The organism is Streptomyces sp. WAC 01529, from assembly GCF_003945545.1.
Classification (GTDB): Bacteria; Actinomycetota; Actinomycetes; order Streptomycetales; family Streptomycetaceae; genus Streptomyces; species Streptomyces anatolicus.
In genome coordinates this window covers 4,288,530-4,312,243 of record NZ_CP029617.1, presented here as the reverse complement: position 1 = coordinate 4,312,243, position 23,714 = coordinate 4,288,530, and the positions used below count along the sequence as shown (strand labels likewise).

Below are 23,714 nucleotides of genomic sequence, written 5' to 3'. Positions count from 1 at the left end.
CGTGCGTCAGTTCGCGTAGCGCGGGTGCACCAGGGTCGATGCCGTCAGCCCCGGCACCCTGGTCGGCTCGGCCGACCGCGCCCCGGCGCGCACCACGTCGGACCCGGCCGCGTGCCGCAGCACGGGGCGCGCCCGCGAGGCCAGCACGAAGCCCCAGTCGCGGGGCGCCCGCGCCCCCTGTGACGTGCGGTCGGGCCCGGCGGCAAACCCGGACCTGCGCCCGCCCACGCGGTACGGCACGGTCTTCAGGCCCGCCGCGCGCAGCGTCGCCTCCACCGTCCAGAACGACCGCGGCCGGGTCGACACGGGGCCCGCGTGCACGGCGAGCCGCCCGCGCGGGGTGAGGACGCGGGTGGCGAGGCCGTAGAACTCCTGGGAGTACAGCTTCGCGCTCGCCGTGATGCCGGGGTCCGGCAGATCGGAGATCACCACGTCGTACCGCCCGCGCGCCGAGCGCAGCCAGCGGAACGCCTCGGCGTGCACCACCCGCACCCGGCGGTCGCGGTAGGCGTGGCCGTTCAGCTCGCTCAGGGCCGGGTCGTGCCGGGCCAGGTCGACGACGCCCGCGTCCAGTTCGACGATGTCGACGCGGCGCACCCCCCGGTGGCGCAGCACCTCGCGCGCCGCGAGGCCGTCGCCGCCGCCGAGGACGAGCACGCGCGCGTGGGGGCCCCGCAGCGCCGGGCGGACGAGCCCCCGGTGGTAGCGGTCCTCGTCGCGTCCGCTGATGCGCAGGCGTCCGTCGAGGAAGAGGTCGAGGGTGCGGCGGCGCCCTCCGGTGAGGACGACTTCCTGTACGTCGGTCTGGACGGCGACCCGCACGTCCTTGCCGTACACCGCCCGCCGCGCGGCCCGCTCGAACTCGTCGACGTGGACGGCGGCCGAGGCGAGCAGGGCGAGGACGGTGACGTTCGCCGCCAGCAGCGACCAGCGGCCGCGCGCGGTCAGGTCACGCCCGAAGAGGCCGAGGACGAGCGCGCCGCCCGCGAGCGCGTTGACCGCGCCGGTGAACAGGGCGCCCGTGAGCTGCCCGAACATCGGCAGGAGCAGGAAGGGGAAGGCGAGGCCGCCGACGAGCGCGCCCACGTAGTCGGCGGCGAACAGGTCGGCGACCGCGCCCCCGGCGTCCTGCCGACGGATGCGCTGGATGAGCACCATCAGGAGCGGCACCTCGGCGCCGATGAGGACGCCGATGGCGAGGGAGAAGGCGACGAGGAGGTACCGCGAGCCGCCCGCCCAGACCTCGCCCCGGTCGCCGGTCCACGCGAACGCCGCGTACAACGCCATGGCGCTGCACCCGCCGACCAGCGCGAGCGCCGCCTCGACGACGCCGAACCAGAAGGAGGCGCGGCGCCGCAGCCGCTTGGCGAGCAGCGAGCCGATGCCCATGGCGAAGACCATCACGGAGAGCACCACGGAGGCCTGGGTGACGGAGTCGCCGATCAAGTACGCCGCGAGGGCGACGAGTTCGAGTTCATAGACGAGTCCGCAGGCAGCGCAGACGAACACGCCCGCCAGGACGAGGAACCGTCCTGCCCGCGGCGAGACCGGCAACCGCACCGACGACTCGAGCACCCCAGCACGCTACGTCACCGCACGCTCACGCCGGGTCCCCCAAAAGGGTGCACATGGGGCCGCCCCGTCGCTCACGGCGCCGCAACCCTCACGACGCCGTACCGCTCATAGCGCCGCCGGAAGCGGCATCCGTACGCCCACCCGGGTCCGCGTGGCGACCAACTGGCCGTCCTGCGGATACGCGTGCCACGTACGCCACATCACCGAGCCCTCGTGCCGCTGCGCCAGCATGGCCGTGAAGGCGTGCGGGCTGCCGGGGAAGACCCCGGCGAGGCCATGCGGGTGCTCGGTCACCAGTGCGAGCAACTCCTGTGCGCGGCCCGCGAACTGGCCGCGCGAGAGCGTCTCGACGCGCGCGGCGAACTCGTACTCCCAGTCGCCCACCCGCTTGGAGACCCCCAGCGGGAGCGGCGTGCTGCTGCCGGGGATGCAGGCCACGGTCTCGGAACAGCTGCCCTGCTCCTCCTCCAGAAGCACCTGGTGGGAGGCGCCGAGGAGTCTCAACTGCATCTTCGCGTCGGCCAGTTCCACGTCGAGGGTGGCGAGCGCGGGCAGCGGCTCGCGCCCCAGGGCCCAGGCGAGGTCCGCGGCGCGCGTGTCGGTATAGACAGTCTTCAGGGTCGTGAGCATGGGTCGGCTCCGCTAACACGCAATGGAGGTGGGGCCGACGCACCCGGATACGGGCACCGGGCGGTCGGAATACCGGCTCGTGCCCACGAGCTCGTCACTTGCAGGTCTCCAGACTTCGGTCCGGCAAACCCGTGACGGACGTCCGAGGGCGGTACTGGCGGTTAAGAGGGAATCATGGTCGGCGACAGTGCCACAGCGTTTTTACCCAACTTCGTAGGGTTTCCATCCCCCTGGGGGCTCCACAGTTCAACTGTTCAATGCCGCAATCAACGTCGGAGCGCCCGGCGGGAGTTGTCTCCCCGCCGGGCGCTCACTGGAATCGGTGGACCAGCTGCCCCGTGTCAGCTGCCTCCGCCGCATCCGCCCCCGCCACCGCACGAGGAGCTGCTGCTGCTCCCGCACGACGAACTGCTGCCGCACGAGGAGCCGCCGCCCCCGCACGAGGAACCGCCGCCGCTGTCGCCGCCCCCGGCCCACCAACTGCCGCCGCCCGCCGTGCCGGCGGCGGTGCCCGAGCGCCGGCCCCCACGGCGGCGACTGCGGTTGTGCCCGACATTGGCCGCCGCGACGACGGCGAAGATGATCACCGCGGCGAAGATGAAGGCCACGAACATGACCACCACGCTCCTTCCGTTCCCCCGAAGCGCGGTCCCCCCGTGGGCCCCGCTGCTTGCGTGACAGGGGGATGCCCCCCTGCGGGACGGCCCAAAGCAGAGTTGAGGAAGTCCAGAGGTTCGGCGCAGGATGACCGCCATGACCTCCACTTCCGGGAGCGGGCGCCCGCTGCTCAACCGCCGCCTCACCGAGTTCGGTACGACGATCTTCGCCGAGATGTCCGCGCTCGCGGTCTCCACGGGCGCGATCAACCTGGGCCAGGGCTTCCCGGACACCGACGGACCCGACTCCGTCCGCGAGGCCGCGGTGCGCGCGCTGCGCGACGGCCGCGGCAACCAGTACCCGCCGGGCCCGGGCGTCCCCGAGCTGCGTGCGGCGATCGCCGGGCACCAGCTCGCCCGTTACGCCCTCTCCTACGACCCCGACCGCGAGGTCCTCGTCACGGCGGGCGCGACCGAGGCGATCGCGGCCTCGCTGCTCGCCCTCGTGGAACCGGGCGACGAGGTCATCGCGCTGGAGCCCTACTACGACTCGTACGCCGCCTCGATCGCGCTGGCGGGCGGCACCCGCGTCCCGGTCACCCTGCGCCCCGCGGACGGCCGCTTCCGCCTCGACCTGGACGAGCTGCGCGACGCGATCACGCCGCGCACCCGGCTGCTCCTCCTCAACACCCCGCACAACCCGACCGGCACGGTCCTCACCCGCGCCGAGCTGACCGAGATCGCGCGGCTCGCGGTCGAGCGCGACCTGCTCGTCGTCACCGACGAGGTCTACGAGCACCTGGTCTTCGACGGTGCCGAGCACATCCCGCTCGCCTCCTTCCCCGGCATGCGCGAGCGCACGGTCACCATCGGCTCCGCGGGCAAGACGTTCTCGTTCACGGGCTGGAAGGTCGGCTGGCTGACCGCCGCGCCGGAGCTGGTCGCCGCGGTCCGCTCGGCGAAGCAGTTCCTCACGTACGTCTCCTCGGGCCCCTTCCAGTACGCGATCGCGGAGGCGCTGGCCCTGCCCGGCTCCTTCTTCGCCGACTTCCGCGCGGACCTGCGGGCCAAGCGGGACCTGCTGTGCGAGGGCCTGACGGCGGCGGGCTTCGACGTCTACCGCCCGGCCGGCACGTACTTCGTCACGACCGACATCCGCCCGCTGGGGGAGAGCGACGGCTTCGCGTTCTGCCGCGCGCTGCCGGAGCGGGCCGGGGTCGTCGCCATCCCGAACGCGGTCTTCTACGACCACCGCGACGAGGGCGCGCCCTTTGTCCGGTTCGCCTTCTGCAAGCGGACGTCTGTCCTGGAGGAGGCGGTGGCTCGCCTCAAGGCGCTGGCGGGCTGAGGCGGCCGCCGGTACGCCGAGAGCCCGGCCGGGGTGTCACGCCCGGCCGGGCTCTCGCGTGCGTACGGGCCCTCAGGCCTCGTCGTCACCCGGCTTCTCGCCCTCGGCGGAGTCGACCTCGGACTCCAGGCCCAGCTGCTCGACGAGCCAGCGGTCGAACTCGATCGCGGCGCGCACCCAGCTGACGGTCGACGACACGAAGTGCTCCAGGGAGACTCCGGTGCCGATCAGCATCTGGGCCTCGCCGATGAGGCGGACCGTGCCGTCGTCGTGCGTGTGGCTGTAGACCTTGGGCCACAGCGTGCGGCGGTTCCAGTCGTCGATCGACTCCAGAAGCTGCTGCTTCTGCTCGATCTGGTGGGGCCGGTCGTAGAACGTCCGCACCGAGAAGACCTGCTGGTCGTCCTCGCCGCGGAACATGAAGTACGTACGGAACTCCTCCCACGGCGCCGCGAGGTCACCCTCGTCGTCGACGACGTGCTTCAGCTCCATCTGGTCCAGGAGCTGCTTGACGAGGTCCTGGTCGGGGACGACGGGGCCCGCCGGTCCTGCGCCCTGCTGCGGTTCGGGCTGTCCCCCGAAATTCGGAATCGAGGACGGGTCGATGCTCACGTGCTTTGTCCCTTCGTATGGATGGGCCCATCCTCTCCCAGGGTGGGCCCCCCGGGGCAAGCCCGGCTGCTCGTCTGCCGTGTTTCCGCCGTTCGCCGTCTGCGGACAGCGTGTGGCTGGTCGCGCAGTTCCCCGCGCCCCTGACGGGGCGCTCCGGACGGGGTCGTGCCCCGTAGGGGCGCGGGGAACTGCGCGAGCAACCAACAGACCCGCCGCACCCGGCGAACGACAGACCGGGGCAGACGCGAGGCCGCTACAGCGACTTGCCCGCAGGGCCTACCAGGAGGCCGTCCCCCGCGCGGTCCACGCGGACCGTGTCACCGTCCTTCACCTCACCCGCGAGGATCTCCTTCGCGAGCCTGTCACCGATGGCCGTCTGGATGAGCCGCCGCAGCGGCCTCGCCCCGTACGCCGGGTCGTTGCCCTCAAGGGCCAGCCAGTCCAGCGCCTCGGCGCTGACGTCCAGCGTGAGCCTGCGCTCGGCGAGCCGCTTGGCGAGCCGGTCGATCTGGAGCCGCGCGATGCGCGCCAGCTCGTCCTTGGTGAGCGCGGAGAAGACGACGAGGTCGTCGAGCCGGTTGAGGAACTCCGGCTTGAAGGAGGCCCGCACGACCTCCAGGACCTGCTGCTTCTTCTCCTCCTCGCTCGTCAGCGGCTCGACCAGGTACTGGCTGCCCAAGTTGGAGGTGAGGACCAGGATGGTGTTGCGGAAGTCCACCGTCCGCCCCTGCCCGTCGGTGAGGCGCCCGTCGTCGAGGACCTGGAGCAGGACGTCGAAGACCTCCGGGTGCGCCTTCTCGACCTCGTCGAGGAGGACGACCGAGTACGGGCGCCGCCGCACCGCCTCCGTCAGCTGGCCGCCCTCCTCGTAGCCGACGTAACCGGGCGGGGCGCCGACGAGGCGGGCGACGCTGTGCTTCTCGCCGTACTCGCTCATGTCGATGCGGACCATGGCCCGCTCGTCGTCGAAGAGGAAGTCCGCGAGGGCCTTGGCCAGCTCGGTCTTGCCGACGCCGGTGGGCCCGAGGAAGAGGAAGGAGCCGGTCGGCCGGTCGGGGTCGGCGATCCCGGCGCGGGTGCGGCGCACGGCGTCGGAGACGGCGCGCACGGCCTCGCCCTGCCCGATGAGCCGCTTGCCCAGCTCGTCCTCCATGCGCAGCAGCTTCTGCGTCTCGCCCTCCAGGAGGCGCCCGGCGGGGATGCCGGTCCACGCCCCCACCACATCGGCGATGTCGTCCGGGCCCACCTCGTCCTTGACCATCGTGTCCTGGGACTGGACGGCCTCCTCCTCGGCCTCGGAGGCGGCTTCGAGGTCGCGCTCCAGGGTCGGGATCTCGCCGTAGAGCAGCTTGGACGCGGTGTCGAAGTCGCCGTCGCGCTGCGCGCGCTCGGCCTGGCCGCGCAGGTCGTCGAGCTTTTCCTTCAGCTCACCGACGCGGTTGAGGGACTGCTTCTCCTTCTCCCAGCGGGCGGTGAGGCCGCGCAGCTCCTCCTCCTTGTCGGCGAGGTCGCGCCGCAGCTTCTCCAGGCGCTGCTTGCTGGCCGGATCCGTCTCCTTGCTGAGCGCCAGCTCCTCCATCTTGAGCCGGTCGACGGCGCGCTGGAGTTCGTCGATCTCGACCGGGGACGAGTCGATCTCCATGCGCAGCCGGGAGGCGGCCTCGTCGACGAGGTCGATGGCCTTGTCGGGCAGGAAGCGGGAGGTGATGTACCGGTCGGAGAGCGCGGCGGCCGCCACGAGCGCGCTGTCGGCGATCTGGACCTTGTGGTGGGCCTCGTACCGCCCCTTGAGGCCGCGGAGGATCGCGATCGAGTCCTCGACGGAGGGCTCGGCGACGAGCACCTGCTGGAAGCGGCGCTCCAGGGCGGGGTCCTTCTCGATCCGCTCGCGGTACTCGTCGAGGGTGGTGGCGCCGACCATGCGCAGCTCGCCGCGGGCGAGCATGGGCTTGAGCATGTTGCCCGCGTCCATGGCCGAGTCGCCTCCGGCGCCCGCGCCCACGACGGTGTGCAGCTCGTCGATGAAGGTGATGATCTGGCCGTCGCTCTCCTTGATCTCGGAGAGGACGGTCTTGAGGCGCTCCTCGAACTCGCCGCGGTATTTGGCGCCCGCGACCATCGCGCCGAGGTCGAGGGAGACGAGCCGCTTGTTCTTCAGCGACTCGGGGACGTCCCCCTTCACGATCCGCTGCGCGAGGCCTTCCACGACGGCGGTCTTGCCGACGCCGGGCTCGCCGATGAGCACGGGATTGTTCTTCGTGCGCCGGGAGAGCACCTGGACGACCCGCCGGATCTCCTGGTCCCGCCCGATGACGGGGTCGAGCCGCCCTTCGCGGGCCGCGGCGGTGAAGTCGGTGCCGAATTTCTCCAGCGCCTTGTACTGACCCTCGGGGTCGGGTGTGGTCACCCGGCGCCCTCCCCTTGTCGTCTCGAATGCCTTCAGCAGCTTCTTGTCGGTGGCCCCGTGCCTGGCGAGGGCCTCCCCGGCCTGGCCGCCCTTGGCGGCGATGCCGATGAGCAGGTGCTCGGTGGAGAGGTACTCGTCGCCCAGCTCCTTCGCGCGCCGGTCGGCGTCGGCGATGACGGCGAGCAGCTCGCGGTTGGGCTGCGGCGGCGCGACGGTGGAGCCGGTCACGCTGGGCAGCGCGGCGAGGATCCGCTCGGCGTCCGCGCGCACGGCCGCCTGGTCGGCCTCGACGGCGGCGAGGAGGTCGGTGATGTTCGCGCTCTCCTGCCGGCCCTCCCCCTCAAGGAGTGCGAGCAGCAGATGCGCGGGCGTCAGATCGGGGTGCCCGTCATGTACGGCCCGGTCGCCTGCCGCGTTGATGGCGGCCCGGCTCCTGTTGGTCAGCTCTGCGTCCACGTGCGCGTGCCCTCCTTACGGCGTCAACGAGTGACTCTGAGTCAACGAGTGACTCTGACTAGATCAACGTACACAAAGTTGAGTCTATTCCACTCAAGGAAACTTTGGGGAGGCGGGGCGGCTATGTTCCGTACCCATGAGCGCAAACCCCGCTGCCGCCCCCCGGGTCCCCCGGATCGACCCGCGCGATCCACCGGAGCCCTACCTCAGCTTCTGGCGCGAACGGCACCTGTGCACCTTGACCACACTGCGCCCGGACGGCACCCCGCACGTGGTCCCGGTCGGCGTGACGTACGACCCGGAGACCGGCACCGCCCGCGTGCTCGCGCGCAAGACGAGCCGCAAGGTCGTCCACATCCTCCTGGCGACGGGCGTGACGGACGACCCCGGGGCGCGGGTGGCGGTCTGCCAGTTCGAGGGCCGGCGCTGGGCGACGCTGGAGGGGCACGCGACGATCCGCACGGAACCGGCGGAGATCGAGGCGGCGGAGCTGCGCTACGAGGCGCGCTACGGGCGGCGCCCCTCGCCCAACCCGGACCGGGTGCTCATCGAGATCGCGGTGACGCGGGCGCTGGGCAAGGCGTAGGCCTTCCGCCCGCACCCCTTGCACACACCACCCGCACACACCACAGCGGCGCCACCGTGTTCAGGTCCACGGTGGCGCCGCTGCTGGGGGAAGCGCCTGCGCGATTTACAACGACGGGGGAATCGCGTCAGGCACTGCGGGGGGTGGCTGTGATGCTGTCCGGGGCGTTCGACATCGCCCCGGGGTCCTGCTGCTCCTGCTCTCCGACGAGCTGGTGGTCGCGCCGGTCGAGATTGACGAAGACCATCCCGTACCGCACGGCACAGCGCACGGGCTGGGGCGCGCCTCGCGGTCGGCGGAGGCACCGGTAGGCCCGGATCTCCTCCTCGTCGTCCCGCGTGACGACGATCGGCTCACCGAGCAGGGTCACCATCAGCGAGTCGCCGCGATGGGGGATCGCGGTCACGAGATCGATGAAGTGCCAACCGGAGCGGTAGGCGGTGGCCATTTCTCGGCGGAAGGTGCGGTCGTCGGGGGGAGTACTCATGACCTGACCGCTCCCTTCGAGCCAGAATCCCAAATTATGTCGCCTGGAGTCGAGTTCCAGATGATGTCCAGTGGCCTCACATCGGGTGTCGAGACATCCACGGCCGTGGACTCGTAATCCGAGCTCACCCCAAGACCGCTGAACGCGGTGACGGCCAACCCAACAGAGAAGGCACCGACAAGCACCGAGCGAAGCATTCCCATGCACATAGCGGGCTTCGTCCTCACTTCCATCGCGACTCTCCCCCGGCCTTCCATGACGATGGCTCATTCAGCCATGCGAACACCACAGAAGCGATGCATCATGTTCCTGCACGTTCAGGACCCTGGGGGGTGGAGCAATGACAACGAACAGCCCAATTCGGGCACATCCACACTCCATGGCCGAACTATGCGACGAGGGCAAGAGGCTTTACGCCAGCGCGCTGCGCACCGGACGCATCGGCCGGGCCGAAGCGGAAGCCGCTCCCTGTCTGATGGAGTTCGCTCTCCTGGATCCCGATCCGGATGACGCGGACTGGCTTCGCCCAGTTCCACCCACCTCCGTCCTCGCGCAGCGCCTCAGGCCTCTGGAACGCGAGATTCAGGAGCGCAGGGCCCTCGCGGTCGAGTTGACCGATGTTTTCGAGCCATTCATGGCCATCAGCGCCCAGGACCGCCCCTCGGTCCACGCGATCACGGTTCTGGAGGGCGTCACCCGCATCAACGCGGCCATCGGCATCGCCACGGCCGAGTGCAAGTCGGAGATCCTGACGGTCCAGCCGGGCGGCGGACGCAGCGAGGCCATCCTCACCGAGGCGGTGAAACGGAGTCAGGGCATCATCGAGCGGGGCATCACCATGCGCACGCTCTACCAGCACACCGCCAGGCACAGCCAGGGCACCATCGCCTACGCGGAGTACATGAGGCAGGGCAAGGTCGAGGTGCGCACGCTCGAGGAACTCATCGAACGACTGATGATCTTCGACCGCACCGTCGCCTTCATCCCCGCCCGCGACGACCGTCAAATAGCCCTGGAACTGCGCCACCCGGGCCTGGTCGAGTACCTGGCCAAGGTCTTCGAGCAGTTGTGGCAGCGGGCCGCCCCCCTCCTGGAGGAGGCTCCCTACGACCCGCCCACGGACGGCATCACCGGCGTCCAGCGCTCCATAGCCAGGCTCCTGGTCGAGGGCCACGTCGACGAGGCCATCGCCCGCCGCCTCGGCATGAACGTCCGCACCTGCCGCGCCCACATCGCCAAGATCGCCGCGGCCCTCGGCAGCGGCAGCCGCGCCCAGCTCGGCTACCTCATCGCCCAGTCGGGGATCCTGGACCAGGACCGCTCCAAGTGACCACGCGGGCCCACCCGCACGGCCCGGACGAGCCGACGGACGCCGGGACCGGGCGGCCGGGAATTCTCCGCCGGGAGCCCTGAAGCGGCTGATCCGGGTCCGGGTGCGTCGATGGTGTGTGAAGTAGACACTTCACACACTGCACGCCCGCCGACCGGGCACCCGCCTGCATAGAATCGCGTCGCTTCAACCAAGCAGGAGGGAGCCCGCATGGCCGACCAGCACGCGCCCCACGCGGTGGAAGAGCTGTGCGAAGCCGGCCTCGCCGTGTACGCCCGCGCCCTCCACACCGGCAGGATCCCCAGCAAGGACGCCGCCCGCACCCCCTGCCTCATCGACTTCGGCCTCCTCCACCCCGACCTCGACGACATGCGCTGGCTGCGCCCCAGCACCCCCGCCACCGCCCTGCCCCGCCTGCTGCGCGCCATCGAGGACCACATCAGCGACGAGCGCGCCCGCGAGGCACGGCTGACCGCGGCGGTCGCGCCGCTCATCGCTCTCGACGCGCGGCTGTCCCCCGCCACCGAGCCCCCCGCGATCACCGTCCTCGACGGCGTCGAGCGCATCAACTCGGCCATCGACCGCGCCATGAACGACGTCACCGAGGAGTTCCTCGCCATCCAGCCCGGCGGCACCCGCCCGCCCGAGACGCTGGCCGAGGCCTTCCCCCGGGACCAGGGGATCCTCAGCCGGGGCTGCCGGATGCGGACCCTCTACCAGCACACGACGCGCCATTCCCTGCCCGTGCTCGCCTACTTCGAACAGCTCGACGGCGACGCCGAGGCCCGCACCCTGGACGAGGTGACCGACCGCCTCTTCGTGTTCGACCGGACCGTGGCGTTCATCCCGGCGAGCAAGGACCGCAGCATCGCCCTGGAGCTGCGCCACCCGGCCCTCGTCGCCTACTTCGCCACCACCTTCTGGCGCCTGTGGCGCCTGGCCACCCCCATGTGGCCCCAGGCCGCCCCGCAGATCTCCGAGGGCGGCGTCACCCCCCGCCAGCGCGCCATAGCCGGCCTCCTCGTCGAGGGCCACACCGACGCCGAGATAGCCGACCGCCTGGGCATGAACATCCGCACCGCCCGCGTCCACATAGCCAAACTCGCCGCCACCCTCGGCAGCGAGAGCCGCGCCCAACTCGGCTACCTCATCGGCCGCTCAGGCCTCCTCGACCGGGCTCAGTAGCGTCCGCCACCGCCAGCCACTCCCGCAGCAGCGCCTCCCGCGCGGCCGCCCGGGGCGAGCCGCCCTCGTGCCGCCGCCCCCACTCCGCCATCGCCGTCAGCGTCGTCAGGAGGGTGCCCGCGCCCTGGGTGAGACCGGCCAGAAGGGTTCGGGAGAGGTCGTACTCCGTGGCGGAGTAGCCGACCGCCGCCGCCGTGTAAGCCGTCAGTTCCGTCTCGGCGCCGTCGGGGCCGCCCACGCGGACGGTCATCGTGGGGGCCCCGTCCGTGCCGCCCAGGCCGACCGTCAGGACCATGTCGACGGCCGCGCCAAGCCGACGCTTGAGGGACTTCACCGGGACGTCGTCGATGGTCAGCGAGTGGACGTCCTCCCAGGGCCAGAACGCCGACTGCTTGTCGCCTAGGGCCACCACGCCTTCCGGCGTCAGGCGCACCCCGGGGGCGAGGCCGGACGGCTTCGCCCCCACGTACACGTCCCCCTCGGCGATCCAGAACAGTCCCACCATGGCCATGCCGAACTACCCACTTCCCCCAGCACCGACAATCACTTCAGGTCGTCAGACGCAACGCGCGTCGGGGCCGGGAGGTTCCCACCTCCCGGCCCCGACGGGCTTCGCGCACAGAGATCGCCGAGCTACTCCGTCGCCCTCTTGGGACGCCACACCACCAGCGCGCTCGCCTGCTGCACGTCCTGGTACGGGACCAGGTCGCGGCGGTACGAGGCGTGCACCGCCGCCTCGCGCTGCTGCATGGCGGCGGCCGCTCCCTCCACGGCCGCGGACAGCTCCGCGACGCGGGACTGGAGCGCGGCGACCTGGTTCTCCAGCTCGATGATGCGCTTGATGCCGGCGAGGTTGATCCCCTCCTCCTGCGACAACTGCTGCACGGTGCGCAGCAGTTCGATGTCGCGGGCGGAGTAGCGTCGGCCGCGGCCCGCGGTGCGGTCCGGGGAGACCAGGCCGAGGCGGTCGTACTGACGCAGGGTCTGCGGGTGGAGGCCGCTCAGCTGTGCGGCCACCGAGATGACGTACACCGGCGTCTCGTCGGTGAGTTGGTACGCCCTACTGAAACCGGACTGTCGACGACGGCCGTCCATCTCATGCTCCCTTCGCGGCCTGGAACAGTTCTGCCCGCGGGTCGTCGCCCGCGGTCGCCTCGCGGTAGGACTCCAGGGCTTCCTTCGCCCCGTCGCTCAGCGACGTCGGCACGGTCACCTCGACCGTCACCAGCAGGTCGCCCCGGGTGCCGTCCTTGCGGAGGGCGCCCTTTCCGCGGGCCCGCATCGTACGGCCGTTGGGCGTGCCCGCGGGCAGCTTCAGGGTGACGGCGGGTCCGCCCAGGGTCGGGACCTTGACCTCGCCGCCCAGCGCCGCCTCGGGGTACGTCACCGGAACCGTGACCGTGAGGTTGTCGCCCTTGCGGCCGAAGACCGGGTGGGCGTCGACGTGCACCACCACGTAGAGGTCACCGGCCGGGCCGCCCCGCTCGCCGGGTGCGCCCTTGCCGCGGAGCCTGATCCGCTGGCCGTCGCTCACCCCCGCCGGGATCCGCACCTGCATGGTGCGGGACGACTTCGCGCGCCCCGAACCGGCGCAGACCTCGCACGGGTCCTGGGCGATCAGGCCCCGGCCCTTGCAGTCCACGCACGGGTCGGTCAGCGAGAAACCGCCGCCACCGCCCCGCGAGACCTGGCCCGTGCCGACGCAGGTCGGGCACACGCGCGGCGTGCCGTTCTTGTCGCCGGTGCCGGAACAGGCCTTGCAGGCGGCCTGGGAGGACATGCGCAACGGCACCGTCGCGCCGTCCACCGCCTCCGTGAAGCTCAGCGTGACCTCGGACTCGATGTCCTGGCCGCGCCTCGGCTGCGTACGCGTGCCCGAACCGGCACCCGCGCCGCCGCGGTTGAACAGGCCCCCGAAGACGTCACCGAGACCGCCCCCGAAGCCGCCGCCGGCCGCTCCACCACCGCCCGGGGCGCCGCCTCCGAAGAGGTCGCCCAGGTCGAAGTTGAACGAACCGCCGCCGCCTCCGGGGCCCTGCCGGAATCCGCCGTTGCCGAAGAGAGCACGCGCTTCGTCGTACTCCTTGCGCTTCTTGGGGTCCCCGAGGATGTCGTTCGCCTCGGAGATCTCCTTGAAGCGCTCCTCCGCCTTGACGTTGCCCGTGTTGGCGTCCGGGTGGTTCTCGCGGGCGAGCTTCCGGTACGCCTTCTTGATCTCGGCTTCGGTGGCGTCCTTGGGGACGCCGAGGACCTTGTAGTAGTCCTTCTCGATGAAGTCCTTGGTGCTCATCCTCGACGTCCCTCCTCACTCATGTCGTAGCCGTCAGCCCTTGTCCGGGCCACCGGTCTCCTTCTCGTCCGAGCCTTCCGAGCCCTCCGCGGGAGCCGTGGCGGCCTCGGAGTCGTCGGAGGCCTCGTCGCCCTTGACGGTCTGCGCGCCGGGCTGCGGCTCGGCGACGGCCACCCGCGCGGGGCGGATGGTGCGCTCGCCGATGCGGTACCCCGGCTGCAGGATCGCGACGCACGTCGTCTCGGTGACGTCCGGTGCGTAGCTGTGCATCAGGGCCTCGTGGATCGTCGGGTCGAAGGGCTCGCCCTCCTTGCCGAACTGCTGGAGGCCCATCTTGGCGACGACCGTCTCCAGCGCCTCGGCGACCGACTTGAAGCCACCGACCAGCTCGCCGTGTTCACGGGCGCGGCCGATGTCGTCGAGGGTCGGCAGCAGCTCGGAGAGGAGGTTCGCCGAGGCGATCTCCTTCACCGCCACCTTGTCCCGCTCCACCCTGCGGCGGTAGTTCTGATACTCGGCCTGCAGCCGCTGGAGGTCCGCCGTGCGCTCGTTGAGCGCGGTGCGGGCCTGGTCCAGCTGGGCGGTCAGGCCGACCAGGCTCGAGTCCTGGGCGGACGTCTTGCTGTCTGCGTCCCCGGCCGGGGCCGCCGGGCCCTCCTCGGTGGAGGGCTCGGCGGCCTTCGGCGCCGCGTCATCAGGGGTGGCGCCGGAGGGGACGTCAGGCTTCTCGGCGTTCTCGCCGAAGCCCGGGGTCTCCTCGGTCATCAGGCGGCGCCACCCTTCGCGTCTCCGGGCTTCTCGTCGTCGACGATCTCGGCGTCGACGACTCCGTCGTCCTCCTTGGCCTGCTCGCCGCCGGGGGCCGCGCCCTCGGCACCGGCCGCCTGCGCGCCCTGGGCGTCGGCGTACATGGCCTGGCCCAGCTTCTGCGAGACGGCGGCGACCTTCTCGGTGGCGGTGCGGATCTCGGCCGTGTCCTCGCCCTTGAGCTTCTCCTTCAGCTCGGTGACGGCTTCCTCGACCTCGGTCTTCACGTCACCGGGGACCTTGTCCTCGTTGTCCTTGAGGAACTTCTCGGTCTGGTAGACGAGCTGCTCGCCCTGGTTGCGGGACTCGGCGGCCTCGCGGCGGGCGTGGTCCTCGTCCGCGTACTTCTCGGCCTCCTGGCGCATGCGGTCGACCTCGTCCTTCGGCAGCGAGGAGCCGCCGGTGACGGTCATCTTCTGCTCCTTGCCCGTGCCCAGGTCCTTCGCGGTCACGTGCATGATGCCGTTGGCGTCGATGTCGAAGGAGACCTCGATCTGCGGGACGCCGCGCGGGGCCGGGGGCAGGCCCGTCAGCTCGAACATGCCGAGCTTCTTGTTGTACGCCGCGATCTCGCGCTCGCCCTGGTAGACCTGGATCTGCACCGACGGCTGGTTGTCCTCGGCCGTCGTGAAGATCTCCGACCGCTTGGTCGGGATGGTCGTGTTGCGCTCGATGAGCTTGGTCATGATGCCGCCCTTGGTCTCGATGCCAAGCGACAGCGGGGTCACGTCGAGGAGCAGTACGTCCTTGACCTCACCCTTGAGGACACCGGCCTGGAGCGAGGCGCCGATGGCGACGACCTCGTCCGGGTTCACGCCCTTGTTCGCGTCCTTGCCGCCGGTCAGCTCCTTGACCAGCTCGGCGACGGCGGGCATGCGGGTGGAGCCACCGACGAGAACGACGTGGTCGATCTCGGAGAGCTGGATGCCCGCGTCCTTGATGACGTTGTGGAACGGCGTCTTGCAGCGCTCCAGGAGGTCGGACGTGAGCTGCTGGAACTGGGCGCGCGTGAGCTTCTCGTCCAGGTGCAGCGGGCCCTCGGCGGAGGCCGTGATGTACGGGAGGTTGATCGTGGTCTCCGTGGAGGAGGACAGCTCGATCTTGGCCTTCTCGGCCGCCTCGCGCAGGCGCTGGAGCGCCATCTTGTCCTTGGAGAGGTCCACGCCGTGGCCGTTGTTGAACTGCTTGACCAGGTAGTCGACGACGCGCTGGTCCCAGTCGTCACCACCGAGGTGGTTGTCGCCGTTGGTCGCCTTCACCTCGACGACGCCGTCGCCGATCTCGAGCAGCGAGACGTCGAAGGTGCCGCCGCCGAGGTCGAAGACGAGAATGGTCTGGTCGTCCTTGTCCAGGCCGTAGGCCAGGGCGGCGGCGGTGGGCTCGTTGACGATGCGCAGGACGTTCAGGCCCGCGATCTCGCCGGCCTCCTTGGTGGCCTGGCGCTCCGAGTCGTTGAAGTACGCCGGGACGGTGATGACCGCGTCGGCGACCTTCTCGCCCAGGTACGCCTCGGCGTCACGCTTCAGCTTCTGGAGGATGAACGCGGAGATCTGCTGGGGGTTGAACCCCTTGTCGTCGATGTCCACCTTCCAGTCGGTGCCCATGTGGCGCTTGACCGACCGGATGGTCCTGTCGACGTTCGTGACCGCCTGGCGCTTGGCGACCTCGCCGACGAGCACCTCGCCGTTCTTCGCGAAGGCGACGACGGACGGCGTGGTCCTGGCGCCTTCGGCGTTGGTGATGACGGTGGGCTCGCCGCCTTCGAGAACGCTGACGACGGAGTTAGTCGTGCCCAGGTCGATGCCGACCGCACGTGCCATTTCGGTTCCTCCAGAGGTACTTCTTGAGTGGATCTGGCTCAAGCATGCATGAGCGCTGCGCTGGCGTCAACAGATGTGAGTCTGGGGGGCTCAACTCTTATCGCGTGCTTACGCGCAAGGTGGGCCTCCCGGGGCTTCACGGTCGGCTGCGGGTCTCGTTGGGTTGCTCGCGCCGTTCCCCGCGCCCCTGACGGGGCGCTCATGTCACCCGGTGATCTAGCCGCGAAGGGTTGCCTGAGCGACGCAGATCACCGGGTTGCTGGCTACAGTGCGGCGGAGTAAGTGGGTAGTCTCAGACGGACTGCATAAGTTACCGCTTAGTAATAGTTCGCCTCGCAGGCCCGAGGAGCCCCCAAATGCAACTCGCCGCGATCATCGTGTCGCTGGTCCTAATCGTGGTCGGCGTAGCGCTGTTCGGCCGTGCCATCGTGCAGATCTACAAGTTCATGCGGCTCGGCCAGCCCGTGCCCGCCGGAACCCGGACCGACTACCCCGTCCAGCGCACGCTCACCGTGGTCAAGGAGTTCCTCGGCCATACGCGCATGAACCGGTGGGGCGTCGTCGGTGTCGCGCACTGGTTCGTGGCGGTGGGGTTCTTCTCGCTGCTGCTGACGATCGTCAACGCCATCGGCCAGCTCTTCAAGGCCGACTGGATGCTGCCGATCATCGGCGAGTGGGCGCCGTACAACGTCTTCGTCGAGTTCCTCGGCACGATGACCGTGCTCGGCATCGCGACGCTGATCGTCATCCGGCAGCTGAACCGTCCCGGCAAGCCCGGCCGCAAGTCCCGCTTCGCCGGATCGAACACCGGCCAGGCGTACTTCGTCGAGACCGTCATCCTCATCGTCGGCGTCTGCATCTTCATGCTGCACGCCCTTGAGGGCGCCCAGCACCACGTGGACGGCTACGAGGCCTCGTTCTTCATCTCGTACCCCCTGGTCTCGGCCCTTGAGGGCCTGGACGTCTCCACGCTCCAGAACCTCACGTACTTCTTCGCGGGCCTGAAGATCGCGACCTCGTTCATCTGGATGATCACGGTCTCCCTGAAGACCGACATGGGCGTGGCCTGGCACCGCTTCCTCGCCTTCCCGAACATCTGGTTCAAGCGGGACGCGGACGGCTCCACCACGCTGGGTGAGCTGCAGCCGATGACCAGCGGCGGCAAGGCCATCGACTGGGAGGACCCGGGCGAGGACGACACCTTCGGCGTCTCCCAGGTCGAGCAGTTCTCCTGGAAGGGCCTGCTGGACTTCTCCACGTGCACGGAGTGCGGCCGCTGCCAGTCGCAGTGCCCCGCCTGGAACACGGGCAAGCCGCTCTCCCCCAAGCTCCTCATCATGTCGCTGCGCGACCACGCGCACGCCAAGGCGCCCTACCTGCTCGCGGGCGGCGGCAAGACCATGGAGGGCGAGGAGAAGGCGTCGGCCGAGCAGCTCGCCGACGTCCCCGCCGCCGCTCTCGCGGAGGCCGAGCGGCCGCTCATCGGCACCCGCGAAGAGAACGGCGTCATCGACCCCGACGTCCTGTGGTCCTGCACCACCTGCGGCGCCTGCGTCGAGCAGTGCCCGGTCGACATCGAGCACATCGACCACATCGTCGACATGCGCCGCTACCAGGTGATGATCGAGAGCGCGTTCCCGTCCGAGGCGGGCACGATGCTCAAGAACCTGGAGAAGAAGGGCAACCCCTGGGGGCTCGCCAAGAAGCAGCGCGTGGAGTGGACCAAGGAGGTCGACTTCGAGGTCCCGATCGTCGGCAAGGACGTGGAGGACCTCACCGAGGTCGACTACCTCTACTGGGTCGGCTGCGCGGGCGCCCTGGAGGACCGGGCCAAGAAGACCACCAAGGCCTTCGCCGAGCTGCTGCACATCGCGGGCGTCAAGTTCGCGATCATGGGCGGCGACGAGAAGTGCACCGGTGACTCCGCCCGGCGCCTGGGCAACGAGCCGCTCTTCCAGCAGCTCGGCCAGGAGAACGTCGCGATGCTGAACATGGCGTACGGCGAGGACGATGAGGACGAGTCGACGCGTAAGCCGAAGTCGGCGAAGAAGATCGTCGCGACCTGTCCGCACTGCTTCAACACCATCGCGAACGAGTACCCCCAGCTGGGCGGCGAGTTCGAGGTCATCCACCACACGCAGCTGCTCCAGCACCTGATCGACGAGGGCAAGCTGATCCCGGTTACGCCGGTCGAGGGTCTGATCACGTACCACGACCCCTGCTACCTGGGCCGTCACAACAAGGTCTACACGCCCCCGCGCGAGATCATGTCCGCCGTCCCGGGCCTGCGCCAGCAGGAGATGCACCGCCACAAGGAGCGCGGCTTCTGCTGCGGCGCCGGTGGTGCCCGGATGTGGATGGAGGAGCGGATCGGCAAGCGGATCAACACGGAGCGGGTCGACGAGGCGCTCTCCCTCAATCCCGACATCGTCTCCACCGCGTGCCCGTTCTGCCTCGTCATGCTCACCGACTCGGTCAACGGCAAGAAGAACGACGGCCAGGCGAAGGAATCGCTCCAGGTCGTCGACGTGGCGCAGCTGCTGCTCGACTCCGTGAAGACGCCTGCCGATCCGGCGGGCGACGAGGAGTCGGTGGACACGCCGGAGCCGGAGCCGGTCAAGTAGGGGTCCCGGTACGGTAAAAGGCCGGTTCCGCCCTCTCTGGGCGGGGCCGGCCTTTTCGTATGCGGGGCCGGTATTTCGCATACGGGGCCGGGCATGCGGGCCAGCCTTCGCGTGCCTCAAGCGGCCCCGCGAGGACACCGCGCCTTTCCCTTCGCACAACCCTTCGTACACCTCACGAGTCACACACCCGGAAGCCCAGCTCCACCCAGAGTCCCCCAGTTCCGGGAGTACCACGTGCGTGCAAGAAACCTGGCCGTCACCGCCACCGTCGCGGCCCTCGCCGCCGCGGGGCTGACGTTGCCGCTGGCCGGTTCGGCGAGCGCCGCCTCCGTGCTCAAGGACGACTTCAACGGCGACGGCTACCGCGACCTCGCGATCGGCTCGCCGCGCACCAACTCCGTCACCGTGACCTTCGGTTCGGCGTCCGGGCTCGCCGCCAACCAGGCGACGACCCTCACCCAGAACTCCCTCCAGGTGCCCGGCGTGACCGAGCCCGAGGACGAGTTCGGCGAGAACGTCACCACGGGCGACGTGAACCGCGACGGCTACGCCGACCTCGTCGTCGGCGCCCCCGGCGAGAAGGTCGACGGCAGGCCGTCCGGCGCGGTCACCATCATCTGGGGCGGCAAGAACGGCTTCCACGACGGCGGCCGCGTCGTGAACTCCCCTGCCGACACCGCGGGCCGCTTCGGCGAGGCCACCGTCTGGACCGACTTCGACGGCGACGGAAGCCAGCAGCTCGCCGTGGTCAGCGGCGACAACTGGTGGTACTACAGCGACGGGAACGAATTCGAGCGCCCGCTCGGCCTGGAGGTCGACTTCATCCCCGAGGGCACCCGCCTCGACGGCATGGTCGCCGGCAACTTCAAGCAGGCGGACGGCATCAGCCTCGTCCTGTACGGCGAGCGCGCGGACGGCGGCGCCTGGACCGCCCACATGAACGGCGGCGCGGGCGACTACGGCTACCGGGCCGAGATCCTCGGCGAGGGCGACGACCCCACCGCCACCCGCGACGCGGCCACCGCCGGTGACGTCAACGGCGACGGCTACGCCGACCTGATCACCGGCAATTCCCGGAACGCCCATGGCGGCAAGGGCGGTTCGGTCACCGTGCGGCTCGGCGGCGACCAGAAGTTCGGCGCCCCGACGACGTACCACCAGGACAGCACGGGCGTGCCCGGCACCGACGAGAGCGGCGACGGCTTCGGCGCCTCCCTCTCCGCGGGCGACGTGACCGGCGACGGCCTGGCCGACCTCGCGGTGGGCGCGCCCGGCGAGACCGTCGGCACGGTCGCGGGCGCGGGCGCTGTGACGCTCCTGAAGTCCTCCGGAGGCGCTTTCACCTCCGGCAAGTCCTGGCACCAGGAGACCTCGGGCGTACCGGGCGTCGCGGAGCCGGGTGACCACTTCGGTACGTCCGTACGCCTCAAGGACATCAACAAGAACGGCAGGGCGGACCTGGCCACCGGCGCCACCGACGAGGACATCGACACGACCCGGGACGTCGGCGCCGTCTGGTCCCTGCGCGGCACGGCGACCGGCCTGACCTCGTCCTACGCGACCTCCTTCAACGGCAGGGACTTCGGCGTCGGGGGCGTGGACGCGCGCTTCGGACACACCCTGCGCTGACCTTCCCCGCCTGCGGGGCGACTTGCCTTCCCTTTAACCCAGTTGGAGACATCTCAGTGACTCAGCACGTGCGGAAGCCCGCACGGAACAGGCTCATCGCGGCGGGCGCCCTCTGCGCCGCCACGGCCCTCGCCCTCACGGGCCTGACGGCGGGCGGCGCCTCCGCCGTCGAGCCCTCCAAGCTCCGCGCCGACTACAACGGCGACGGCTACGCGGACCTCGCGGTCGGCGTGCCCGGCGCGACGGTCGGCGGCAAGGCCGGTGCCGGATACGTCAACGTCGTCTGGGGCGGCGCGTCCGGCCTCGGCAAGCACGGCTCGGCCACGGTCAGCCAGGCCACCACGGGTGTGCCCGGCACCGCCGAGGCGGGCGACAAGTTCGGCAGGGCCGTCGACTCGAACGACATGAACGGCGACGGTTACGCGGACCTGGTCGTCGGCGCCCCCGGCGAGGACATCGACGCCGCCCTGAACGCGGGCACCGTCACGATCGTGTGGGGCTCCGCGAGCGGCTTCAATGGCGGCTTCACCGCGGCCTCCGGAGGAGAGAACGAAGCCCGCGGGTACGGGGCGGCCCTCACCACCGGCGACTTCGACAAGGACGGCGACAAGGACATCGCCCTCAACACCCACTCCGACGAGACCAGCTCGCTCTCGATGCGGCCGGGCCCGTTCACCTCGGGCTCACCCGCCACGCTCTCCCGCATCCAGGGCTGGCACTTCGCCGGGCCGACCGTCGTGACCAGCGGTGACTTCGACGGCGACGGCGGCGACGACATCGCCCTGGCGTACGACGGCATGGAGATCAGCGGCACCGAGGTGCTGAGCCGGGCGTCCGGCGCGTGGAAGACGGCGTGGTCCAGCGGCGACACCACCTACTCCGCCCTGGCCGCCGGTGACTTCGACGGCGACGGCACCGACGACCTCGCCATCGGACACGTCCAGCCCAACCCCGAGTCCGAGAGCACCGCCTGCGAGGACCGCCTCGGCGGCGCCGTCCTCACCGTCTACGGCAAGAAGGGCGGCGCGTTCGGCGACGGCGGCTCCTCCTGCACCACGCAGGACAGCCCGCAGGTCGGCGGCACCGCGGAGGCCGACGACAACTTCGGCGCGCACCTGGCGACCGCCAACGTCGACAAGGACGGCATCGACGAGCTGATCGTAGGCGCCGACACCGAGGCCGTCGGCACCGCCAAGAACGCCGGTTCCTACTCGGTCCTCGCCTCGCTCGGCACCGGCAAGCACCTCGTCGGCCCCTCCTTCAGCCAGAACTCCACGGGCGTGGCGGGCAACGCGGAGGCCGACGACCGGCTCGGCGCGGCCGTCACCACCGGTGACTACAACGGCGACACCTACCCGGACATCGCGGTGGGCGCGCCGGGCGAGGACGGCAAGGGCGGCGTCTGGTACGCCGCGACCCCGAAGGACGGCCCGAACCCGCCGGTCACCTCGGTGACGCCGGGCAAGCTGGGGCTTTCGGGCAGCGTGGCCTACGGGGCGGTGCTTGGCCGGTAGGCCTTGGGCGGTGTCTTTGATCGGCGGGCGGTGCCTTTGGTTGGCCGGTGAATCACCGGCTTCGCCGAGTTCGTCCTCAAACGCCGGACGGGCTGGAGAGATCCAGCCCGTCCGGCGTTCCCGCTCTCCAACTCCCCATTCCCGTACAACCCTTGAGGCCCCCCGGCGGTCTCCCCTTCGCCGACCACGGCGTGACACCAAGGCCAACGCCCGGTGAACGCCCCATCCCCGCATGCCGCAGGAGAACCGCATGGCCCAGCACAAGCGCACCACCACCACCAGACCCGGACGCATACGCCTCGCCGCGGCGACGGCCGTCGCGGCCGCGCTCTCCGGTGGACTGCTCACCGCCACGGCGGCCACCGCCACCGCCGCGCCGGCCCCCGCCACCCAGCCGGACGAAGCCGACTTCAACGGCGACGGCGTCGCGGACCTCGCCACCGCCGCCACGGGCGCCACCGTCTCCGGCAAGGCCGAAGCGGGCCAGGTCGCCGTGACGTACGGCGGTGCCGAGCGGCGCCACCTCTCGTACAGCCAGAACAGCGCGGGCGTGCCCGGCGACGCCGAGAAGAACGACCACTTCGGCAGCGACATCGCGTTCGGCGACTTCAACCGCGACGGATACGACGACCTCGCGGTCTCCGCGATCGGCGAGGACGTCGGCTCGGACGCCGACGGCGGCACCGTACAGATCCTGTGGGGCTCGAAGAACGGCCTGTCCGGCGGCACCACGGTGAAGGACCCGCGCCCCACCAAGCACGACTTCTTCGGCGCGCCCATCGAGGCGGGCGACTTCGACGGCGACGGCAAGGACGACCTCGTCATCGGCTCCCGCTCGGGCTCCGCCACCCTCGACGTCTACGAAGGCGGCTTCACCCGCGCGGGCGGCACCGGCCGCCACTACACCGTGACGCCGCCCATCCACAGCGGCGAGGGCGCGGGCCCCCTCAACCTGCACTCCGGTGACGTCAACGGCGACGGCAAGGACGACCTGATCGTCGACGGCTTCTCCGTCGCAGGCGGCGACAACGCGAACCTGTGGCTGCCCGGCAGCGCGAACGGCGTCACCACGGCCGGCGTGCAGCGGCTCCCCGGCGGCACCATCACCGATGTCGGCGACACGGACGGCGACGGCTACGGCGACATCGTCATCGGCCTGACCTGGGACGACGGCATCGACGGCGCCCACAAGGGCGGCACCGTGTACGTCGTGAAGGGCAAGTCCACCGGCCCGTACGGCGGCAGCCAGGTCATCACCCAGGACACCGAGGGCGTGCCCGGCAGCGGCGAGACCGGCGACGCGTTCGGCGCCGAGCTGGAGCTCGGGGACATCAACGGCGACGGCCGCCTCGACCTGGTCGTGGGCACCCCCGGCGAGAACCTGGACGGCGTCGGCGACGCGGGCTCCGTCACGGTCCTCTACGGCGCCGCGGACGGTTCCGGCCTCTCCACCAAGAACGCGGTGCTGCTGAGCCAGAACACCCCGGGCGTCCCCAACTCCGACGAGAAGAACGACTTCTTCGGCTCGGACGTCCACGTCGACGACCTGAACGGCGACGGGCGCGGGGACCTCGCGGTCGGCGCGTCCGGCGAGAACAGCGAGAACGGCGCCTACTACCTCCTGGACTCCCAGGCGGACGGCACGCTCTCGGGCACGTCCGGCGTCTACCCCTCCACGGTGGGCGTCTCGAGCGCGGGCACGCCGCGCCTCGGCTCCAACTTCGCGGACTGACGCCTCCCGCCCCGCCGAAAGCCGGGCCCGCGCTCGCGAGCGCGGGCCCGCCCTCCCGTCCCCCGGGCCCGAGTGCGGGCCCGCCC

The 23,714-nt window shown here is 70.7% G+C and carries 19 protein-coding genes; 8 read left to right on the top strand and 11 right to left on the bottom strand.

The window, feature by feature from the left end:
- Window positions 1–6 precede the first annotated feature (6 nt).
- From DMA15_RS19450 to DMA15_RS19440, 3 genes are all read right to left on the bottom strand, one after another.
- A complete protein-coding gene (locus tag DMA15_RS19450) occupies window positions 7–1,575 on the bottom strand; it encodes a polyamine aminopropyltransferase (RefSeq protein ID WP_125514072.1) in 1,569 nt (522 codons plus the stop codon).
- A gap of 105 nt (window positions 1,576–1,680) precedes the next feature.
- The gene (locus DMA15_RS19445; RefSeq protein ID WP_125514071.1) at window positions 1,681–2,205 is read right to left on the bottom strand and encodes a DUF2617 family protein; all 525 of its coding nucleotides are present in this window, start codon (window positions 2,203–2,205) and stop codon (window positions 1,681–1,683) included.
- Window positions 2,206–2,546: 341 nt separating this feature from the next.
- Window positions 2,547–2,819 (bottom strand): hypothetical protein, encoded by a 273-nt coding sequence (locus DMA15_RS19440; protein WP_125514070.1) that lies wholly within the window; start codon window positions 2,817–2,819, stop codon window positions 2,547–2,549.
- 139 nt (window positions 2,820–2,958) lie between these two features.
- On the opposite strand from DMA15_RS19440, the gene DMA15_RS19435 reads away from it, so the two are divergent.
- Window positions 2,959–4,149: a pyridoxal phosphate-dependent aminotransferase gene (locus tag DMA15_RS19435; RefSeq protein ID WP_125514069.1), complete on the top strand. Its 1,191-nt coding sequence runs from the start codon at window positions 2,959–2,961 to the stop codon at window positions 4,147–4,149.
- A 72-nt stretch (window positions 4,150–4,221) separates the two neighbouring features.
- On the opposite strand, the gene DMA15_RS19430 is transcribed toward DMA15_RS19435, so the two are convergent.
- Together DMA15_RS19430 and clpB are read right to left on the bottom strand one after the other, a co-directional pair.
- Complete coding sequence (locus DMA15_RS19430; protein ID WP_062774584.1) at window positions 4,222–4,761, bottom strand: YbjN domain-containing protein; 540 nt, start codon at window positions 4,759–4,761, stop codon at window positions 4,222–4,224.
- 253 nt (window positions 4,762–5,014) lie between these two features.
- Window positions 5,015–7,624, bottom strand: a complete 2,610-nt coding sequence (clpB, locus tag DMA15_RS19425; RefSeq protein ID WP_125514068.1) for an ATP-dependent chaperone ClpB — start codon at window positions 7,622–7,624, stop codon at window positions 5,015–5,017.
- Window positions 7,625–7,760: 136 nt separating this feature from the next.
- On the opposite strand from clpB, the gene DMA15_RS19420 reads away from it, so the two are divergent.
- A complete protein-coding gene (locus DMA15_RS19420; protein WP_125514067.1) occupies window positions 7,761–8,210 on the top strand; it encodes a pyridoxamine 5'-phosphate oxidase family protein in 450 nt (149 codons plus the stop codon).
- A gap of 127 nt (window positions 8,211–8,337) precedes the next feature.
- On the opposite strand, the gene DMA15_RS19415 is transcribed toward DMA15_RS19420, so the two are convergent.
- Entirely contained in the window at window positions 8,338–8,697 is a 360-nt protein-coding gene (locus DMA15_RS19415; RefSeq protein ID WP_125514066.1) for a hypothetical protein, read from the bottom strand.
- Between the two features lie 340 nt (window positions 8,698–9,037).
- On the opposite strand from DMA15_RS19415, the gene DMA15_RS19410 reads away from it, so the two are divergent.
- Both DMA15_RS19410 and DMA15_RS19405 read left to right on the top strand, forming a co-directional pair.
- Window positions 9,038–10,027 carry a helix-turn-helix transcriptional regulator gene (locus tag DMA15_RS19410; RefSeq protein ID WP_125514065.1) on the top strand — a complete coding sequence of 330 codons (990 nt, stop codon included), beginning with the start codon at window positions 9,038–9,040 and terminating at the stop codon, window positions 10,025–10,027.
- A gap of 210 nt (window positions 10,028–10,237) precedes the next feature.
- Window positions 10,238–11,212, top strand: a complete 975-nt coding sequence (locus DMA15_RS19405) for a helix-turn-helix transcriptional regulator (protein ID WP_125514064.1) — start codon at window positions 10,238–10,240, stop codon at window positions 11,210–11,212.
- Here DMA15_RS19405 and DMA15_RS19400 read toward each other — a convergent pair.
- From DMA15_RS19400 to dnaK, 5 genes are all read right to left on the bottom strand, one after another.
- A complete protein-coding gene (locus DMA15_RS19400; RefSeq protein ID WP_125514063.1) occupies window positions 11,175–11,723 on the bottom strand; it encodes a hypothetical protein in 549 nt (182 codons plus the stop codon). The genes DMA15_RS19405 and DMA15_RS19400 overlap by 38 nt on opposite strands.
- Before the next feature lie 122 nt (window positions 11,724–11,845).
- On the bottom strand, window positions 11,846–12,307 hold the full coding sequence (locus DMA15_RS19395; RefSeq protein ID WP_125514062.1) for a helix-turn-helix domain-containing protein: 462 nt from the start codon (window positions 12,305–12,307) through the stop codon (window positions 11,846–11,848).
- A 1-nt stretch (window position 12,308) separates the two neighbouring features.
- On the bottom strand, window positions 12,309–13,502 hold the full coding sequence (gene dnaJ, locus DMA15_RS19390) for a molecular chaperone DnaJ (protein WP_125514061.1): 1,194 nt from the start codon (window positions 13,500–13,502) through the stop codon (window positions 12,309–12,311).
- A 33-nt stretch (window positions 13,503–13,535) separates the two neighbouring features.
- On the bottom strand, window positions 13,536–14,267 hold the full coding sequence (gene grpE / locus DMA15_RS19385) for a nucleotide exchange factor GrpE (RefSeq protein WP_125514060.1): 732 nt from the start codon (window positions 14,265–14,267) through the stop codon (window positions 13,536–13,538).
- On the bottom strand, window positions 14,267–16,129 hold the full coding sequence (gene dnaK, locus DMA15_RS19380; protein ID WP_125514059.1) for a molecular chaperone DnaK: 1,863 nt from the start codon (window positions 16,127–16,129) through the stop codon (window positions 14,267–14,269). The genes grpE and dnaK overlap by 1 nt, the downstream gene beginning before the upstream one ends.
- 356 nt (window positions 16,130–16,485) lie before the next feature.
- Between dnaK and DMA15_RS19375 the strand changes: the two genes are divergently transcribed.
- The 4 genes from DMA15_RS19375 to DMA15_RS19360 all read left to right on the top strand — a co-directional run bounded on the left by DMA15_RS19375 (window position 16,486) and on the right by DMA15_RS19360 (window position 23,628).
- A complete protein-coding gene (locus tag DMA15_RS19375; RefSeq protein ID WP_125514058.1) occupies window positions 16,486–18,753 on the top strand; it encodes a (Fe-S)-binding protein in 2,268 nt (755 codons plus the stop codon).
- Window positions 18,754–18,987: 234 nt separating this feature from the next.
- Complete coding sequence (locus DMA15_RS19370) at window positions 18,988–20,382, top strand: FG-GAP-like repeat-containing protein (protein WP_125514057.1); 1,395 nt, start codon at window positions 18,988–18,990, stop codon at window positions 20,380–20,382.
- Between the two features lie 56 nt (window positions 20,383–20,438).
- On the top strand, window positions 20,439–21,896 hold the full coding sequence (locus DMA15_RS19365; RefSeq protein ID WP_125514056.1) for an FG-GAP and VCBS repeat-containing protein: 1,458 nt from the start codon (window positions 20,439–20,441) through the stop codon (window positions 21,894–21,896).
- Window positions 21,897–22,146: 250 nt separating this feature from the next.
- A complete protein-coding gene (locus tag DMA15_RS19360; protein ID WP_125514055.1) occupies window positions 22,147–23,628 on the top strand; it encodes an FG-GAP repeat protein in 1,482 nt (493 codons plus the stop codon).
- Window positions 23,629–23,714: the final 86 nt, after the last annotated feature.

Excerpts from the sequence above, each read along its gene's own strand:
- DMA15_RS19445 (WP_125514071.1), bottom strand. The coding sequence starts at position 2,205 with ATGCTCACGACCCTGAAGACTGTCTATACCGACACGCGCGCCGCGGAC.
- DMA15_RS19440 (WP_125514070.1), bottom strand. The coding sequence starts at position 2,819 with ATGTTCGTGGCCTTCATCTTCGCCGCGGTGATCATCTTCGCCGTCGTC.
- DMA15_RS19435 (WP_125514069.1), top strand. The coding sequence starts at position 2,959 with ATGACCTCCACTTCCGGGAGCGGGCGCCCGCTGCTCAACCGCCGCCTC.
- DMA15_RS19420 (WP_125514067.1), top strand. The coding sequence starts at position 7,761 with ATGAGCGCAAACCCCGCTGCCGCCCCCCGGGTCCCCCGGATCGACCCG.
- DMA15_RS19415 (WP_125514066.1), bottom strand. The coding sequence starts at position 8,697 with ATGAGTACTCCCCCCGACGACCGCACCTTCCGCCGAGAAATGGCCACC.
- DMA15_RS19410 (WP_125514065.1), top strand. The coding sequence starts at position 9,038 with ATGACAACGAACAGCCCAATTCGGGCACATCCACACTCCATGGCCGAA.
- DMA15_RS19405 (WP_125514064.1), top strand. The coding sequence starts at position 10,238 with ATGGCCGACCAGCACGCGCCCCACGCGGTGGAAGAGCTGTGCGAAGCC.
- DMA15_RS19400 (WP_125514063.1), bottom strand. The coding sequence starts at position 11,723 with ATGGCCATGGTGGGACTGTTCTGGATCGCCGAGGGGGACGTGTACGTG.
- DMA15_RS19395 (WP_125514062.1), bottom strand. The coding sequence starts at position 12,307 with ATGGACGGCCGTCGTCGACAGTCCGGTTTCAGTAGGGCGTACCAACTC.
- dnaJ (WP_125514061.1), bottom strand. The coding sequence starts at position 13,502 with ATGAGCACCAAGGACTTCATCGAGAAGGACTACTACAAGGTCCTCGGC.
- grpE (WP_125514060.1), bottom strand. The coding sequence starts at position 14,267 with ATGACCGAGGAGACCCCGGGCTTCGGCGAGAACGCCGAGAAGCCTGAC.
- dnaK (WP_125514059.1), bottom strand. The coding sequence starts at position 16,129 with ATGGCACGTGCGGTCGGCATCGACCTGGGCACGACTAACTCCGTCGTC.
- DMA15_RS19375 (WP_125514058.1), top strand. The coding sequence starts at position 16,486 with ATGCAACTCGCCGCGATCATCGTGTCGCTGGTCCTAATCGTGGTCGGC.
- DMA15_RS19360 (WP_125514055.1), top strand. The coding sequence starts at position 22,147 with ATGGCCCAGCACAAGCGCACCACCACCACCAGACCCGGACGCATACGC.